Origin of the sequence: Cyanobium sp. BA5m-10, assembly GCF_024346255.1 — a bacterium.
Lineage (GTDB): Bacteria > Cyanobacteriota > Cyanobacteriia > PCC-6307 > Cyanobiaceae > Cyanobium_A > Cyanobium_A usitatum.
In genome coordinates this window covers 27,578-42,654 of the sequence record NZ_JAGQCP010000001.1, presented here as the reverse complement: position 1 = coordinate 42,654, position 15,077 = coordinate 27,578, and the positions used below count along the sequence as shown (strand labels likewise).

12 protein-coding genes are annotated in these 15,077 nt (G+C 61.5%); 8 read left to right on the top strand and 4 right to left on the bottom strand.

Annotation, left to right across the window (positions count from 1 at the left end):
* The first annotated feature begins 31 nt into the window (after positions 1-31).
* Both KBY85_RS00215 and KBY85_RS00210 read left to right on the top strand, forming a co-directional pair.
* A complete protein-coding gene (locus KBY85_RS00215; RefSeq protein ID WP_254959601.1) occupies positions 32-2,818 on the top strand; it encodes a cation-transporting P-type ATPase in 2,787 nt (928 codons plus the stop codon).
* Positions 2,818-3,480 carry a DedA family protein gene (locus tag KBY85_RS00210; protein ID WP_254959600.1) on the top strand — a complete coding sequence of 221 codons (663 nt, stop codon included), beginning with the start codon at positions 2,818-2,820 and terminating at the stop codon, positions 3,478-3,480. Before KBY85_RS00215 ends, KBY85_RS00210 begins: the two co-directional genes overlap by 1 nt.
* A 24-nt stretch (positions 3,481-3,504) precedes the next feature.
* Here the strand turns inward: KBY85_RS00210 and KBY85_RS00205 are convergent, their stop codons facing one another.
* Positions 3,505-5,325, bottom strand: a complete 1,821-nt coding sequence (locus tag KBY85_RS00205) for an SLC13 family permease (RefSeq protein ID WP_254959599.1) — start codon at positions 5,323-5,325, stop codon at positions 3,505-3,507.
* 175 nt (positions 5,326-5,500) lie between these two features.
* Here KBY85_RS00205 and KBY85_RS00200 point away from each other — a divergent pair, with 175 nt between their 5' ends.
* The gene (locus KBY85_RS00200) at positions 5,501-6,541 is read left to right on the top strand and encodes a DUF475 domain-containing protein (RefSeq protein WP_254959598.1); all 1,041 of its coding nucleotides are present in this window, start codon (positions 5,501-5,503) and stop codon (positions 6,539-6,541) included.
* An 85-nt stretch (positions 6,542-6,626) separates the two neighbouring features.
* On the opposite strand, the gene KBY85_RS00195 is transcribed toward KBY85_RS00200, so the two are convergent.
* Both KBY85_RS00195 and KBY85_RS00190 read right to left on the bottom strand, forming a co-directional pair.
* Positions 6,627-7,331 (bottom strand): TrkA family potassium uptake protein, encoded by a 705-nt coding sequence (locus KBY85_RS00195; RefSeq protein WP_254959596.1) that lies wholly within the window; start codon positions 7,329-7,331, stop codon positions 6,627-6,629.
* A gap of 22 nt (positions 7,332-7,353) precedes the next feature.
* Positions 7,354-8,715, bottom strand: coding sequence for a TrkH family potassium uptake protein (locus KBY85_RS00190; protein ID WP_254959595.1), 1,362 nt, complete (start codon positions 8,713-8,715; stop codon positions 7,354-7,356).
* Between the two features lie 91 nt (positions 8,716-8,806).
* Between KBY85_RS00190 and KBY85_RS00185 the strand changes: the two genes are divergently transcribed.
* Positions 8,807-9,472 (top strand): DedA family protein, encoded by a 666-nt coding sequence (locus KBY85_RS00185; RefSeq protein WP_254959594.1) that lies wholly within the window; start codon positions 8,807-8,809, stop codon positions 9,470-9,472.
* A gap of 23 nt (positions 9,473-9,495) precedes the next feature.
* Here KBY85_RS00185 and KBY85_RS00180 read toward each other — a convergent pair whose 3' ends face one another.
* Complete coding sequence (locus KBY85_RS00180) at positions 9,496-9,750, bottom strand: hypothetical protein (RefSeq protein ID WP_254959593.1); 255 nt, start codon at positions 9,748-9,750, stop codon at positions 9,496-9,498.
* 227 nt (positions 9,751-9,977) lie between these two features.
* On the opposite strand from KBY85_RS00180, the gene KBY85_RS00175 reads away from it, so the two are divergent.
* Genes KBY85_RS00175 through KBY85_RS00160 form a run of 4 tightly spaced genes read left to right on the top strand, consistent with a single transcriptional unit; the run spans position 9,978 to position 15,067 of the window.
* Positions 9,978-11,885, top strand: a complete 1,908-nt coding sequence (locus KBY85_RS00175) for an NAD(P)H-quinone oxidoreductase subunit F (RefSeq protein WP_254959592.1) — start codon at positions 9,978-9,980, stop codon at positions 11,883-11,885.
* Entirely contained in the window at positions 11,882-13,354 is a 1,473-nt protein-coding gene (locus KBY85_RS00170; protein WP_254959591.1) for an NADH-quinone oxidoreductase subunit M, read from the top strand. The genes KBY85_RS00175 and KBY85_RS00170 overlap by 4 nt, the downstream gene beginning before the upstream one ends.
* Positions 13,351-14,655, top strand: a complete 1,305-nt coding sequence (locus tag KBY85_RS00165; protein WP_254959590.1) for a CO2 hydration protein — start codon at positions 13,351-13,353, stop codon at positions 14,653-14,655. The genes KBY85_RS00170 and KBY85_RS00165 overlap by 4 nt, the downstream gene beginning before the upstream one ends.
* Positions 14,656-14,665: 10 nt before the next feature.
* Positions 14,666-15,067, top strand: a complete 402-nt coding sequence (locus KBY85_RS00160) for a fasciclin domain-containing protein (RefSeq protein ID WP_254959589.1) — start codon at positions 14,666-14,668, stop codon at positions 15,065-15,067.
* Positions 15,068-15,077: the final 10 nt, after the last annotated feature.

Genomic DNA, 15,077 nt, shown 5'->3' with positions numbered 1-15,077 from the left:
CTAATTATCCATTCCAACTACTTCTGATTTCATGACAACTCCCATGCCCCAGAACTGGCATGCCATCGATGGGCAATCCTGCCTGCAGGAGCTGCAGTGCGGGGAGGCTGGGCTGAGCACGGCAGAGGTAAGCCGGCGTCTGGCCGCTACTGGCCCCAACCGGCTTGAACTTGCAGCTGGTCGCAGCAACTTGTTGATCCTGTGGGACCAGTTCAGCAACGTGATGTTGATCATGTTGCTGGCGGTTGCTGCTGTTTCCGCCGGTGTGGCCTATGTGGAGCAGAAGTTCCCTAAGGATGCGATCGCGATTGTGGTGATCGTTGCTCTCAATGGCCTGCTGGGCTATCTGCAGGAGAGCCGGGCCCAGAAGGCCCTGCTGGCACTGCGCGATATGTCCCAACCCCAGGTGCAGGTGCGCCGCGACGGCCAGTGGCAAAAGTTGTCGAGTGAGGAGCTGGTGCCGGGCGACCTGATCCGCCTCGAGGCCGGCGATCGGGTGCCGGCTGATGGGCGCCTACTCGAGACGGCTGATCTGGGAGTGAGAGAAGCCGCCCTCACTGGTGAGTCGGAGGCCGTGTTTAAGCGAGCCGAGTTGGTGCTGGATTCAGCCACACCGATGCTGGAGCGCCAGAACTGCATGTTCCAGGGCACCGAGGTGGTGCGGGGTCGGGGGGTGGCGGTAGTGACCTCTACCGGTATGGCCACTGAGCTGGGTCAGATAGCCACCCTGATCAACACCGCTGGCGGCGAGAGCACCCCCCTGCAGGAGCGGCTCGATGGTCTAGCCAAGGTGCTGGTTGGCACAGCCTTGGCTCTGGTAGCAGTTGTTGTGGGCCTTGGGTTGCTGCTGGGTCAAGACCCGTTCGACCTGCTCGAAGTTTCCCTATCGATGGCGGTGGCGATTGTGCCCGAGGGCTTGCCGGCCGTGATCACCGTCACCCTGGCTATCGGCACCCAGCGCATGGTGCGGCGTGCTGCCCTTATTCGGCGTCTGCCAGCGGTGGAGGCTTTGGGCTCTGTCACCGTGATCTGCTCCGACAAAACCGGCACCCTCACCCAAAATCGCCAGGTCGTTCAGGAGCTGCGCTTCGGCAATCAATCGGTGCTGGTGGGTGGCAACGGCTACGAGCCCACCGGCGAATTCACGACAGCACTCCTGGCAGCACCTGAGGCTCCCTTGGCCGGGGCCCATCCTGGTTTGCAGAATCTGCTGCTGCAGGCCGGTGTGCTCTGCAGTGATGCCGAGTTGCGCCAAGGAGCAGAGGGGGTATGGGAGGTGCTTGGCGACCCCACGGAAGGAGCCTTGGCCGTGGTTGCTGGTAAGGCTGGTTTCGACGATTTCGAGCTCAGGCAGCGCTATGCCCGCAAGGCCGAGATTCCTTTCAGCTCAGAGCGTCAGTTGATGGCGGTATGGGTGAATGATCCGGATGGCAGCCTCCAGGCTCCCCTCGGGGCAGCGGCAGAAGGCTCCCATCAGCTGATGATCAGCAAGGGTGCCCCTGAAGTGATCCTGGCTAGCTGCAGCAGCTGGCTGGATGGTTCCGGGGTAGTGGCGCTCAGCCCCAATCAGCTCCAGTGGTGGATCGATCAGGCCCGCGACCTCGCGGCTTCGGGTTTGCGGGTGCTGGCCTTTGCCTGTTCTCCCCACCATTCCAGTCCGGACCAAGACCTCTCTGGTTTGGTGTTGATTGGCCTGATGGCCCAGCTGGATCCGGCACGGCCCGAGGTAACTGAGGCGGTGGCGATCTGCCGCGGTGCTGGCATTCGGCCCGTGATGATCACCGGCGATCACCCGCTCACCGCCAGGGCCATTGGTTCAAAAATTGGTCTAACCACCCTCGATGGTGAGGTGGTGCTGGGGCGGGAACTGGAAGCTTGCAGTGATGAGGAGCTGCGCGCGGTGGTGGCTCGCTGCAGTGTCTATGCCCGGGTGCCGCCTGAGCAGAAGCTGCGCATCGTTAAGGCCCTGCAGGCCAATGGCCAGGTGGTAGCGATGACGGGAGATGGGGTTAACGACGCCCCTGCCCTTAAGCAAGCCCATATCGGTGTAGCCATGGGCATCACTGGCACGGAGGTGAGCAAGGAGGCATCCGACATGGTGCTGCTGGATGACAACTTCGCCACGATTGTTAGCGCGGTGGAGGAGGGGCGACTGGTGTACGCCAATATTCGCCGCTTCGTTAAATACATTTTGGGTAGCAATGTCGGCGAGTTGGTCACGATTTCGGCGGCACCCCTGATTGGTCTGATTGGCGTTCCTCTAACTCCTTTGCAGATCCTCTGGATGAATCTGGTTACAGACGGGGTGCCGGCCCTAGCTCTGGCCCTCGAGCCGGCGGAGGCCGGCCTGATGGACCGGGACCCTGCTCGACCGGGTGAATCGATCTTTGCCAGGGGCATTGGTCGCTACATCGTGCGAGTTGGTGTGGTGTTCGGCTTAATGACGATTGCCATGATGGTGTGGATATATCGCACCCAGGGCGTGGATGGCCCCTGGAAAACCATGGTGTTCACCACCTTATGCCTGGCCCAAATGGGTCATGCCCTGTCGGCTCGTAGTGATCGCCCCTTGTTGCAGGTGAACCCCTTCAGTAATCCCTGGCTGCTCTGGGCGGTGGTGTTCACCAGTGGCCTCCAATTGCTGCTGCTTTATGTGCCCTGGCTGTCCCGTTTCTTTGGCACAGAGCCCCTGGCCTTTGCCGATCTGATGGTGTGCGTTGGGGTGAGCCTGTTGTTCTTCATCTACCTCGAGGCTGAGAAGCTTTTGCGGCAATGGTTTGGTCGCCGCCGGGCTAACACCCCTGCCGCAATGAATTGATGGCCGATCTGTCCGCCTTGATGGAGAAGCTTCCCCAGCTTCTCCTGGCGGCGGTGGATGCCAACCCGCTTCTGGGATATGGGGCTATCGCCCTGGTGATGTTGCTGGAAAACCTGGTGCCACCTATTCCTTCGGAGGTGGTGATGCCGCTGGCAGGCTTTCTGATCCAGCAGGGAAGGCTGCAGCTGTTTCCTGTAGTGCTGGCTGGCCTGTTGGGCACGGTGCTGGGGGCTTGGTTTTGGTATGGAATCGGCCGTCTAATCAACGAGGAGCAGCTTGAGCAGTGGTTGGCAAACCATGGCCGCTGGTTTGGCTTGAGGCCTGCGGACCTAGCCCGCAGCCGCCGCTGGTTCAATCGCCACGGAGTAGCGGTGGTGTTTTGGGGGCGGATTATCCCCGGGGTCCGCACGCTGGTGTCGTTGCCAGCTGGCATCGAGATGATGCCCCAGCCTTTGTTTCTGATTTGGACTACGGCAGGCAGTCTGATTTGGATATTGTTGCTCACGCTTGCTGGTCAAACGCTGGGGGCTGGTTACGCAGGTGTTGCAGCTGCCCTTAAACCATTTACCAGCGTTCTAGTTGGGATATTTTTGACGGCTGCAGTTTGCGGATTGCTGTGGCTGCTTTTGAGGTGGATTGGCAAGAAATTCCGCTGGCGGTGAAATCAGTGTTTGATCAAGTTGAGCTTAGATCCCAAATTGGCGGCAGATCAGCCAGGGAACAACGATCGCAAGGCCGATTGTGAGTGGCGCCCCGTAGCGCGCCATGTCCAGAAAGCGATAGCGACCAGGCCCAAACACCATCAGGTTGGTTTGGTAGCCGATCGGGGTGAGAAAGCTCTGGCTGGCCGCGATGGTGATGGCAAAGATGAAGGCCATCGGTGGGAGCGAAAGACCCTGGGCTATGGCGGTGGCGATCGGCATCAGCAATACCACGGTGGTGCCGTTGCTGAGGGCTTCGGTGAAGAGTTGGGCGATCACGAAGACCACGAACAGGACCCCATAAGCCGACCACCCCTGAAGGCCATGCAGCAGATCCTGCGCTAGAGCCTCGGCCAGGCCAGTTTTCTGCATCGCTTCGCTGAAGCAGGAGAGGGAACCCAGCAGCAAGATCACGTCCCAACGGATGGATCGCTGCAGTTCCCCGGGTCGCAGGCAGCCAGTAGCCACCATCACCACCACTGCCAGGAGAACCGCTGCCATCAGGTTGAGCACTTTGAACAGAGGCAGGATGATCACCAGGGCTGCTACCAGAACCGCCACCCATTTGCGGTTGGTGGTGGGCATGTCCTTTTCCAGTTCTTCCAGCAGCACCAGATCGTTGTTGGCCTGCAGGCCACGAATGGCATCGAGGGGCGCCTGCAGCAGCAACACATCGCCGGCCTGAAGCACGACTTGACCGAGCAATTCACGCAGCACCTGGTTGCCGCGACGCACCGCCAGCAGGGTGGCGTTGTAGCGCTGCCGGAAGCGAAGGTCTCGCACGCTGGTGCCGGTGATCGTGGAGCCGTTCGGCAGAAGCACTTCCACCATGCGCATACTGGTGACCTCGGGATGCTTCAGTTCCTCAAGGGCTTCCTCCTGCTCCGCCGGCGGTGACACCACCACCGTGCGCTCCTGCTGAAGCCGCAGCAGGGTTTCCCGATTGCAACGCAGCACAAGGCGATCGCCCACCTGGAGAGTGCGGTCGGCTAATGGGGCGCTGTAGATCTCGCTGCCGCGCTGCAGTTCGAGCACGTCCACGTCGTAGCGGCGCTGCAGACGGCTGTTGTGCAGCGAATGGCCCGCCAGCTCGGAGCCTTCCGGCACCAGCACCTCGGTGAGATAGCCCTCCCGGGCGAGGGATCCCAGCAAATCGCCATCGTCGAGGCCGCGATCTGGCAGGAGCCGGTCGGAGGCCCACAACATGTAGAGGCCCCCTAGCAGCCAGACGGGGATGCCGATGGCTGTGAAGCTGAACAGCTCGAGAGGACCAAAGCCGAGTTGGCGACTCACATCGCTGGCCAGCAGGTTGGTGGAGGTGCCGAGCAGGGAGATGGTGCCGCCCAACACCGTTGCAAACGACAGAGGCAGCAACACCTTCGAAGGGGATACGCCGCGCCTGTGGCACCAGCCCTCAACTACTGGCAGCAGGGTCGCCACGATCGGGGTGTTGGGGATAAATCCGGAGATCGGCGCCACCACCCCCACCATCAGGGCGATCATTCGTTTGGGACTGCGGATGGCATCGCTAGCGATCAGGGCCCTCAGCCGATCCAGTGCACCGCTGCGGAACAGGCCCGCCGACACGGCGAAGAGGCCCATCAAGGTGATCAGGGCGGGGCTGCCGAATCCCTGCACGGCCTCATCGGGCTTGAGCACTCGGAAGGTCACAAGCAGGGCTGCCGCCAGCAACCCAGTGACTTCAGGGGCTAGCCATCCGGTCACGAACAGCAGGATCGCCAGGGCAAACACCGCCAGGGTGATGGCCCCAGCGGGCTCCATGGCGGCGGTAAGAAAAGCATCCATAAGGCACGACCCCAACACTCGAAAATATACATCGGTTACTAGATGGGATATAGGGAGATTGAGATTGGTTGGCCGGCCTCGGGTGTTTTTGCTCGCTTTCAGCCCCCGACAATTGATGTCATCGGCCAGCCAGTGGGTCTATCAGGCTTCAAGCTCATAGGGTTTGGGTACATTCATGGGCCGCCTGCTGCGCTATGTGCGTTTCCCGCTGCTGTGCTGTGCCGTGGGCCTGGTGGCAGTTTTCGTCAGCCATGGTGGTCTGAGCCCTGCGGGTCTTGAGGCCACCTGGCTCACCCTGGTGCTGCTGGCGCTGGAGATCAGCCTCTCCTTTGATAACGCGGTGGTGAATGCGCGGGTGCTGGAGCACCTCACCCCAGGCCAGCAGCGTTTTTTCCTCAGTTGGGGTCTGGTGATCCCGGTGTTTGGAGTGCGTTTTCTGGGGCCTTTGCTGCTGGTGAGCCTGGCTGGGGGGATCGGTCTGGGGCAAGCCCTCGACGCGGCTCTGCATCACCCCGAGCAATACCACGCGCTACTGGAGTTGGCTGAACCGCGGATCCTCGCCTTCGGGGGGATGTTCCTGTTGATGGTGTTTCTGCGCTATTTCATCGATGAGGCCAAAACACTGCACTGGGTGGAGGTGCTCGAGGTGCGTCTGAGCAGCGCCGGAAGGGTTCCCTCCCTGGAGGTCGCTCTGGGGTTAATTATTTTGATGGGTGTGGCCTTTGTCCTGCCTGGCAGTTTGCGCAGCGATGTTCTTTTTGCGGGTCTGATCGGCCTGCTGCTGCAGATCCTGAGCACTTCCCTGGCGGAATTCTTCGGCGGCGGAGATCCGGCGGCGGGAAGTATGGCTGCCAAGAGCGGTGTTGCCAGCTTGATCTACCTCGAGTTGCTTGATGCCTCCTTCAGCCTCGATGGCGCGATCGGCGCCTTTGCGATCACCACCGATCTGGCGCTGATCATCACAGGCCTTGGCCTAGGAGCGCTCTTTATTCGCTCGCTCACGGTGATGCTGAGCCGGGAGAAGGCCCTCGACCAGTTGATCTATCTGGAGCACGGCGCCCACTACGCCATCGGCGCGCTGGGGTTGTTGATGCTGGCCGGGATTCCCTTGGCCCAGCACAACGTGCATGTACCCGAATGGTGCGCCGGGCTGATCGGCATCGGCCTGCTCGTCGTAGCTTTCTGGGATTCCATGCGTCAGAGGCAGCGGGCCTGAGACTGCTCGCTCAGGCGCTCACCACCTCATCGGGTGCAGGCCATGGAGGCCAACTCTCCTGCCTAGGCCAGGAGGATGCCCGTTTTCAGCTGCCCGGCAGTTTGGCCAAGGCTTCACTGGCGCCCATCACCACCAGCAGCTCGCCCGCCTCGAGCACGTGGGAGGCGGGCGGGTTCACCGTGAGCTGGTTGTCAGGCCCGGCGGCCAGCACGCTCACATTGAAGTTCTTGCGCAAATTGATCTCGCGCAACGACTGGCCGATGAAGGCTTCGGGCACCCGAATCTCCTCGATGCTGTTGCGGTCGTCGAGGCGCAGGCGCTCCAACATGTTTGGCCGCACCAGTTCTATTCCTAAGCGTTGACCCTGCATCTTTGAGGGAAAAACCACCCGATCGGCGCCCACCCGCTGCAGCATTTTCACGTGTAGATCACTGGTGGCCCGTGCGACTACCTGCTTTACCTGGCTGCCGGGGCTGTCCTTAACGATCAAAGCAGCCGTAACGCTGGCCTCGATCGGCTCCCTCATGGCTATCACCACGGTGGTCATGTCGAGCACGCCGGCGGCCCTCAGGGCTTCTTCATCTGTGCAGTCCACAATCCGCGCCTCGATGGCTGGCTCGATTTGACGCAGCTCATCAATGGCTCGCTGGCTGAGATCGATCGCCAGCACTTCAGCGCCGGCCTTGATCAGTTCGCTGCATACGGCGGAGCCAAAGCGCCCCACTCCGATCACAGCGAAGCCACCTTTGACGGCGCCTTCAGACGGATTCCATTGCCACCAGTTCGTCATGGAGTCAACCTGTTCAGGGGATTCAGATGTAGATCTCTTCGCGCGGATAGCCCACGCGGGGTTGGGGCCGGCTGCCGTAGATCGCCGAAAGGAGCAGCAGGATGCCCAGTCTGCCGACAAACATGCCCACCATCAGCACCAGCTGGCCCCAACGGTTGAGCTGGGCGGTAACGCCCAGATCCAGGCCCACGGTGCCGAAGGCCGACATGCAGGTGAACAGCTTTTCGAGGAAGTTGAAGGTGGTGCGGGTGGGCTCCCCGGAGGTGGTGGGGCCAATCCCCAGCAGCAGGGCCATCAGAATCACGAAGATTGCTGATGCCATAGCGACCCCCACGGCACGCAGCACCACGGTGTCAGGGATCTGGCGCCGATGGATCACCACCGCCTCACGCCCTTGCAGGGTGGAGCGGGTAGCCCCCATCAAGGTGGCGAAGGTGGTGGTCTTGATGCCACCGCCGGTGCCGCCCGGGCTGGCACCAATAAACATCAGCACGATCAGCAGCAGCAGGCCCGCATCCGAGAAGGTCTTAATCGAGAGCGGCACGGTGTTGAACCCTGCCGTGCGCGCCGAGATCGACTGGAACAGGGTGACTTGAATATCCTGCCACCACTGCAGATTTTCGATTACGCCACCGGCGGCGAATTGTTCGGTGAACATCAGTCCCAGGGCCCCAAACACGATTAACAAGGCCGTGCTGCGCAGCACCAGCCGGGTATGCAGGCTGAGGCGGCGAAGCCCTTGCAGGCGAGCACGGTTGGTCCAGAGGTCGTTGATCACCCGCCAGCCGATGCCGCCCACCACGATCATCGAGGCAATGACGCCATTCACCACCGGGTTGTCCCGGTAGCGCACCAGGTTGTCGCCCCAGAGGCCGAAGCCGGCATTGTTGTAAGCGCTGATGCAGTGAAAAAGAGAAGCCCAGAGGCGCTCGAGTGGATTGGCGATGTCGGTGAAGCCGAAGGCGTAAAGCACCACAGTGCCGAGCCCCATCACGCAGAAGCCCGTGATCAGGATGCTGTTGAAGGTGGGGCCAATGCCGCCTACCCCGAATTCATCGAGGGCCCGGCCCTTGTCTAGCCGGTGGCGCAGCCCTGAATTTCCCTGCACGAAGCCCTGCAAAAAGGTGGTGATCGCCATTAGGCCAAGGCCACCGGTAATGATCAATCCCGCCAGTGTCAGTTGGCCGAAGGGCGTCAGATCGCGGCTCACATCGATGATCGAAAGGCCAGTCACCGTGATTGCCGAGGTCACGGTGAACAGGGCTTGCCATAGCCCCACGTCGTCCGTTGAGCAAAGCGGGCTTGCCAGCAGCACCGTGCCGACGGCGATCACCAGAGCACCGGTGACCACGGTGAATTGGGGCACCGTGAGGCGCTGGCGCAAGGCCTTAAGAGCGTTCCAGGGTGTGCTGGTCAGGCTGATGTTGCGTTGGTGATGCCTACCCTAATCACAGTCCTGTGCCGGGATTTCTCATTTGATTAAGCAGTTGATCGACGGGCTGCCAGACCTGATCAGCGCCGCGGTGGAGACCAACCCCCTGCTCGGTTATGGAGCGGTTGCTTTGGTGATGCTGCTGGAAAATCTCATCCCGCCCATTCCCTCAGAAGTTTTGATGCCCTACGCGGGCTATCTGGTGCATGCGGGCCGGCTGCAATTACTCCCCACGGTGGCGGCCGGACTGGTGGGCACCGTTCTGGGTGCCTGGTTTTGGTACGGCATTGGCCGCTGGATAAATGAGGAGCGGATCGCTGGCTGGCTGGCTAGCCGGGGCCGCTGGCTGGGCATCCAGCCAGATGACCTAGCCAGGAGCCGTCGCTGGTTCAATCGCCATGGTTCGGCGGTGGTGTTCTGGGGACGACTGATCCCAGGGGTGCGGACCCTGGTGTCCGTGCCGGCTGGCATTGAATTAATGCCCCAGGCGAAGTTTCTCGCCTGGACAACCGCGGGCAGCCTGATCTGGACCACCTTGCTCACCCTGGCGGGCAGGGAGATGGGCCAGGCCTACGACCAGTTGGAGGGGCTGCTCGCCCCCTGGGCCGGAGGGATCAAGCTGGTGTTGGAGATTGCGCTCGTCTCTGGAGTCGTGGCTCTGCTGCGGCTGTGGCAGCTGCGCAGCCGGGCCGCTGGCAGTGAGAGTTAGGGCCAAAACTCCGATGGAGCTGGCTAGTTGATCTTTTCTATTTGAGATTCCCTACTTAGTGGTGTGGACGTGGAGCTAACCATGCCTGAAACCAGGGTGTGAAACACAGGCACTCCAGCCACCATCAACACAAACATAAACGTGGAGAGCTGGCGCCACTGGGAGGCAAGCTGATCAGATGATGGTTCGAGTGGGTGGCTGCAATCGCTGCAGATCAGCATCTTCTTGGAGCGCCCCACCTTGGTGAGTAGGCGGCAGCCGCACTTTGGGCAAGCCATGGTTTTTACAAAGTGGAGAAGTTTTTACAGAGTGGAAGAGTATGGAGCTGAGAGGGACTCCAAGTGATCTCGACGATTGATAAGCACTTCTACTGACACTGATTGGATTTGATTTACTTTTGCCGCCCCAAGCCGATGCGTCTGTTTCTATCGTTACCGATCCGAAGGCATATTCGTCATCTTCCACATGTCTGAACTGTTGAGATTTCTATTGCCTGTTTGACACGATGACTGTTGCTCTGCTTCAAACCGCCTGGTTGGTTCCTTTCTATCCCTTGCTCGCGGCCCTTTTGTCGCTGGCCTGGTCGCCTGGGTTGATCTCCCGCACCGGCCCGCGCCCCTGCGGCTACCTCAACTTGGCCATGGTGGCGGTGGCCTTCAGCCACAGCTTGCTAGCGCTAACGGCCTTGCACACCAATGCCGCCGCTGGGGCCCAGGCCCTCTATAGGCCCGTGAGCTTCAGCTGGACCTGGCTCGAGACGGCAGGGCTAAGGGTCGGCTTCGACGGGCTGGTGACCGAGCCAGTACTGATCGCCATGACCGTGATCACCGGCTTGCACCTGCTGGTTCAGATCTACGCCATCGGCTACATGGAAATGGACTGGGGTTGGCCCCGCTTCTTTGGCTGCCTGAGCTTCTTTGAAGCGGGTCTGTGTGGTCTGGTGCTCACAGATTCGGTGTTCTTCAGCTACGTAATTCTCGAGTTGCTAACCCTGGGCACCTACCTGATCGTGGGCACCTGGTACAACCAACCCCTGGTGGTGAAAGGGGCTCGCGACGCCTTTCTCACCAAGCGCATCGGCGACCTGATCTTGCTAGCGGGGGTAATTGCCCTGTTGCCGGTTAGCGGCACCTGGAATTTTCATGGCCTGCAGGGATGGGCCGCCGATCTCACCAACAACGGCCAACCCCTGCCGGCTGGATTCACGTTGATCCTGCTAGCACTGATCGCCGGCCCCATGGGCAAGTGCGCCCAAATTCCTCTGCACCTCTGGCTGGATGAGGCCATGGAGAGCCCCCTGCCCTCCACCGTGCTGCGCAACTCGGTAGTGGTGGTTGGTGGCGCCTGGGTGCTGCTGCGCCTGGAGCCCCTCATCGAACTGAGCCCGCTGGTGCAGGCCGTGCTGGTTGCCGTTGGCGGCACCACGGCGGTGGTGGCCTCCTTGATCGCGCTGGCTCAGGTGGATGTAAAGCGAGCCCTCTCCTTCTTGGTGAGCAGCTGGCTTGGTTTGCTGTTTGTGGCGGTGGGTTTGGGTGGCACAGCGGTGGCCGATCACCTGCTGCTCGTTTATCCGCTGCCGATGGCCCTGATCCTGATGGCCATTGGCACCATCGTCATCAGCAACGTGACCCAGGACCTCACCCAGCTGGGTGGGCTTTGGAGCCGGCGGCCGCTTATGGGCCTGGCCTTCCTCACCGGGGCAGCTGGCCTGATGGGACTGCCTCCCTTCGCCAGTTTTGCCGCCTTGCGCGAGCTGCTTGCTCTCACAGCAGCCAGCGGCCATCCCTGGCTGCTGGGTGGCTTGGTGCTGCTCACCAATTGCCTGATCAGCGCAGGCTTGATTCGTGTATTCGGCCAAATCTGGGGCGGTCGCCCCACACCCTTCACCCAGCGATCTGCCGAGGTGTTGTGGTTGATGGTGTTGCCCACCACCGTGTTGATGGGTATGGAGCTGCACCTGCCTCAATTGTTGGTGCGCAATGGCGTATTCAGCCTCACTCCCCTGCCCGGTTGGGGGCCGCTGGCCTGGCCTCTGCTGGTATCGACCCTGGTGGGAGGGGGTTTCTCCGCTGCCTTCTACCTGCGGCCCCACGGCCTGGCCCGGCTGCCCCAGGCCCTCTCAGGCCTGCAGGAGTGGCTCGCCCACGACATGCAAACCGAGCGCTTTTATCACCGCACCGTGGTGGCTCTGGTGCTGGCCTTAGCCCGCTTTGGCGCCTGGAGTGATAGCCGCCTGGTGGATGGTTTCAGCGGTGGCACCGGTGCCGCAGCCATGGCAGGAGCCCGCCGGCTCAGCCTCACCACCTCAGGTCGCTCCCAGGCCTACGCCCTCAGCCTGGTGCTGGGGGTGCTGCTGATGGCGGCCTGGTTGTTGGCCAGCCCCGCTCCCTCTCCTCTGGCTGTGCTGCCGTGACCTCTGCCCCCCTGCTGCTGCTGTTGCTAATCCCCGGGTTTGCGGGTTTGCTGCTGTCCCGATTGCCGGAGGGGCGTCCGGCCCTGGTGCGCTCCCTGGCGGCACTGACAGCCCTGGCCCAGCTTTTAGTTGGGGGGTACTGCTGGCTGCGGCCCCCCGCCGACCTCAGCTTTACCTGGCTGCCTCGCCTGGGCCTTGCCCTGGAGCTCGGCCTCGACGGCATCTCCCTGCCCCTGGTGCTGCTCACCGCCCTGCTTACTGCTATGGCGGTGTTGGCCTCTCCTGCCGACCAGGGCCGCTCGCGCCTCTACTTCTCCTTAATTCTTGCCACCAACTTCGGGGTGGTGGGCGCCTTCCTCGCCCGCAATGCCTTGTTGTTTGTGCTCGCATTTGAGCTGGTGTTGATCCCCACCACGCTGCTGGTGGCTATCTGGGGAGGGGAGCGACGAGCAGGAGCTGCCACCCGCTTCCTGCTTTATGGCGCCGTTTCTGGCCTCAGCCTGTTTGCTGGGGTACTGGCCTTCGGTTGGTTGGGTCAGGGCGCTGCCACCAGCACCGTGAGCTTCAGTTTTGAGGCCCTGGCGGCAACGCCCCTCGCTCCAGCTGCCCAGGCCTGGGTGCTGGCCCTGCTGCTGCTTGCTTTTGGCCTGAAGTTGCCAGTGGTGCCGCTGCACGGTTGGCAGCCGTTCAGCTACAGCCAGGCCCCTGCTCCGGTGGTGATGTTGCTGGGTGGGGCCGTTTCCAAGCTTGGTGCCTACGGCCTGCTGCGCTTTGGTGTGGGCCTATTGCCAGGTGCCTGGACAGCTTTTTCCCCCTGGATCGCTGCTGCTGGTGCCGTTAGCGCCGTGTATGGCGCCCTTAACGCTGTTGCGGCTACAGATATGCGCCGCCTGATGGCCTACAGCTCGCTTGGCCATATGGGCTTGCTGGTATTGGCTCTGGCTGCCGCTACCCCCTTGAGCCTGCAGGGGGTGATGGCTCAGGTGATTGCTCACGGCTTAATAGTGGCCCTGCTATTTGCCTGCGTTGAGCTAATCCAGCGCAAGACCGGGACCACCGTTATTGCCGAGCTATCCGGCCTGCTCAATCCGATTAGGGGCCTGCCCTTCACGATGGGTTTGTTGTTGCTTGCCCTGATGGCCGCCGCTGGCATTCCTGGACTGGCTGGCTTCCCTGCAGAACTTCTTGTGTTTGAGGGCAGCTGGACCGTCTTTCCTAGGGCAACGTTGGTGTGCCTGGTGGCCTCTGGTTTTACTGCTGTTTATGCGGTGCGGCTATTCAATCGGGTTGGTTTTGGCCGGCTCGATAATTCCCGAGCTGACTGGCAGGGCACCAGCCTGGGCGAGCGATTGCCGGCCGTTGTGCTCACCCTGCTGGTGCTGCTCACCGGCCTATGGCCCCTAGGACTCACCGGCTGGAGTGAAACCGCCACCGCTGCCCTTGCCCTCCGCACCCAACTGCCCGTATGACACCCATCGTTTCGACCCCTGGTGTCCGCACACCCCTGATTCCTCCCTCAACCCATCCCTACGCAGAGGTGATCCACCGGCTTGAGGCGGGAGGATCAATGCTGCCTGATACCCCCGAGAACCTGCAGCAGATCATCGGTATCTATAAGGCCTACGCCGTGCCGATGGATTTTTATTGGCGCAATCTTTTGTATATAGCTGAGCGGGTATTTCTCAATCCGCTTCCCGCATTCAAGTATTTTATTTCTAAGGAGTATCTCGATCTCCCCAATAGCTACGCCGGTGATAAATCCAAGCTGAGGATCTGGCGTGGCGGTGAAAAGGCCCATCCGGAGCTACTGGAGTTTATGGAGCGGGGTGAGACCCGCCGCATGCCCAAGCTGCTGCATCACCTTTGGCACGACCGGGTGAATATGGAATTCGCCGAGGCCTGCATGCAGGCCATGTTCTGGCACCAGGGCATGGTAGGCCGCTTCAACGACTTCCTGGAGAGCGACGTCTACAAGGCCAATGCGGATCGGGCGATCAAGGCCTACTTCAAGGGCAATTTGGTGATGCTGGGGCTCTATAAGCTGTTCCCGGATATGTTTATGGAGCAGGTCAAGCAACTCTCCTTCTACGCCAACCTCGGTCTGTTCTGGGAGGTGATGGCGCCGGTGTTCTTCGAGATGAGCGACCTCTACGACGAGGGGAAGCTCACCTCCGTTCCCGAGGCGATGGACTTCCTCGTCAACGGCATCTTCGCGGTGGCGGGGCGGCCGATCTACCACCATGTGTTCATCCGGGGCGAGTGCTTCGAGATCATTCCCAAGAGCGAGGGCTTCACCTGGCTCTATGAGGCTGCGTTGCCCTATGTGGAGGCGGTGTTTTACCGCACCTCACCGTTCCGCGGCACCAAGAGCTACAACGCCCAGGCCTATCAGGTGCCTGCCGATCAAGCCGACTTCCACTACGGCATCCTCTATGCCGATGTGTTCCCAGTGGGATCCGCCGGCATTCCGCCCACCCTGCTGATGCAGGACATGCTGCATTTCCTGCCCCCCTATCTGCAGGAGCTCTACAAGCAGCATCGCCGCGGCGAAGAAGATCAACTGATCCAGTTGGGCATCACCTTCCAGCGCTCGATGTACAACGTCACCTCGGCCGTGATCCAGGCGTTGCGCTGTGCCCTGCTCTATCCCTTAGACGACACCGACCCGGAGCATCTTGCGGCCAACCGCCGCTTCTTCGAGGCCCAGATGGATCGCTTCCTGCGGCCCGAAGCGCGGCTTGCCGACATTCAAACCCAGGATTACCGCTAGGAGATACGCCATGGCCACGATTCTTGAAACCGCCCTCGCCGCCGGCGCCTTCAACACCCTGCTGGCGGCCGTCGATGCTGCCGGCCTGCGCGGCGCCCTGGAGGGCCCGGGCCCCTTCACGGTGTTCGCGCCGGTGGATGACGCCTTTGCGGCCCTGCCTCCCGGCACGGTGCAGACCCTGGTAGACAACCCACCCCAGTTGGCTCGGATCCTCAAATACCACGTGCTGGCTGGCGCCCATGGCCGCACCGACCTGGTGGCTCAGTCGGAGTGGCCGAGCCTGGAGGGGGCTCCGATCCCGATCCGTTGCAGCGAGCCGTTTGAGGTGAAAAACGCCACAGTGGTAACCGCAGACATTGCCTGCGACAACGGCATTGTGCACGTGATTGATCGCGTGATCCTGCCGGGCTGATCCACCTTCG

Bases quoted from the DNA above. Each gene is read 5' to 3' on its own strand.
- KBY85_RS00215 (WP_254959601.1), top strand. From the start codon at position 32: ATGACAACTCCCATGCCCCAGAACTGGCATGCCATCGATGGGCAATCC.
- KBY85_RS00210 (WP_254959600.1), top strand. From the start codon at position 2,818: ATGGCCGATCTGTCCGCCTTGATGGAGAAGCTTCCCCAGCTTCTCCTG.
- KBY85_RS00205 (WP_254959599.1), bottom strand. From the start codon at position 5,325: ATGGATGCTTTTCTTACCGCCGCCATGGAGCCCGCTGGGGCCATCACC.
- KBY85_RS00200 (WP_254959598.1), top strand. From the start codon at position 5,501: ATGGGCCGCCTGCTGCGCTATGTGCGTTTCCCGCTGCTGTGCTGTGCC.
- KBY85_RS00195 (WP_254959596.1), bottom strand. From the start codon at position 7,331: ATGACGAACTGGTGGCAATGGAATCCGTCTGAAGGCGCCGTCAAAGGT.
- KBY85_RS00180 (WP_254959593.1), bottom strand. From the start codon at position 9,750: ATGGCTTGCCCAAAGTGCGGCTGCCGCCTACTCACCAAGGTGGGGCGC.
- KBY85_RS00175 (WP_254959592.1), top strand. From the start codon at position 9,978: ATGACTGTTGCTCTGCTTCAAACCGCCTGGTTGGTTCCTTTCTATCCC.
- KBY85_RS00165 (WP_254959590.1), top strand. From the start codon at position 13,351: ATGACACCCATCGTTTCGACCCCTGGTGTCCGCACACCCCTGATTCCT.
- KBY85_RS00160 (WP_254959589.1), top strand. From the start codon at position 14,666: ATGGCCACGATTCTTGAAACCGCCCTCGCCGCCGGCGCCTTCAACACC.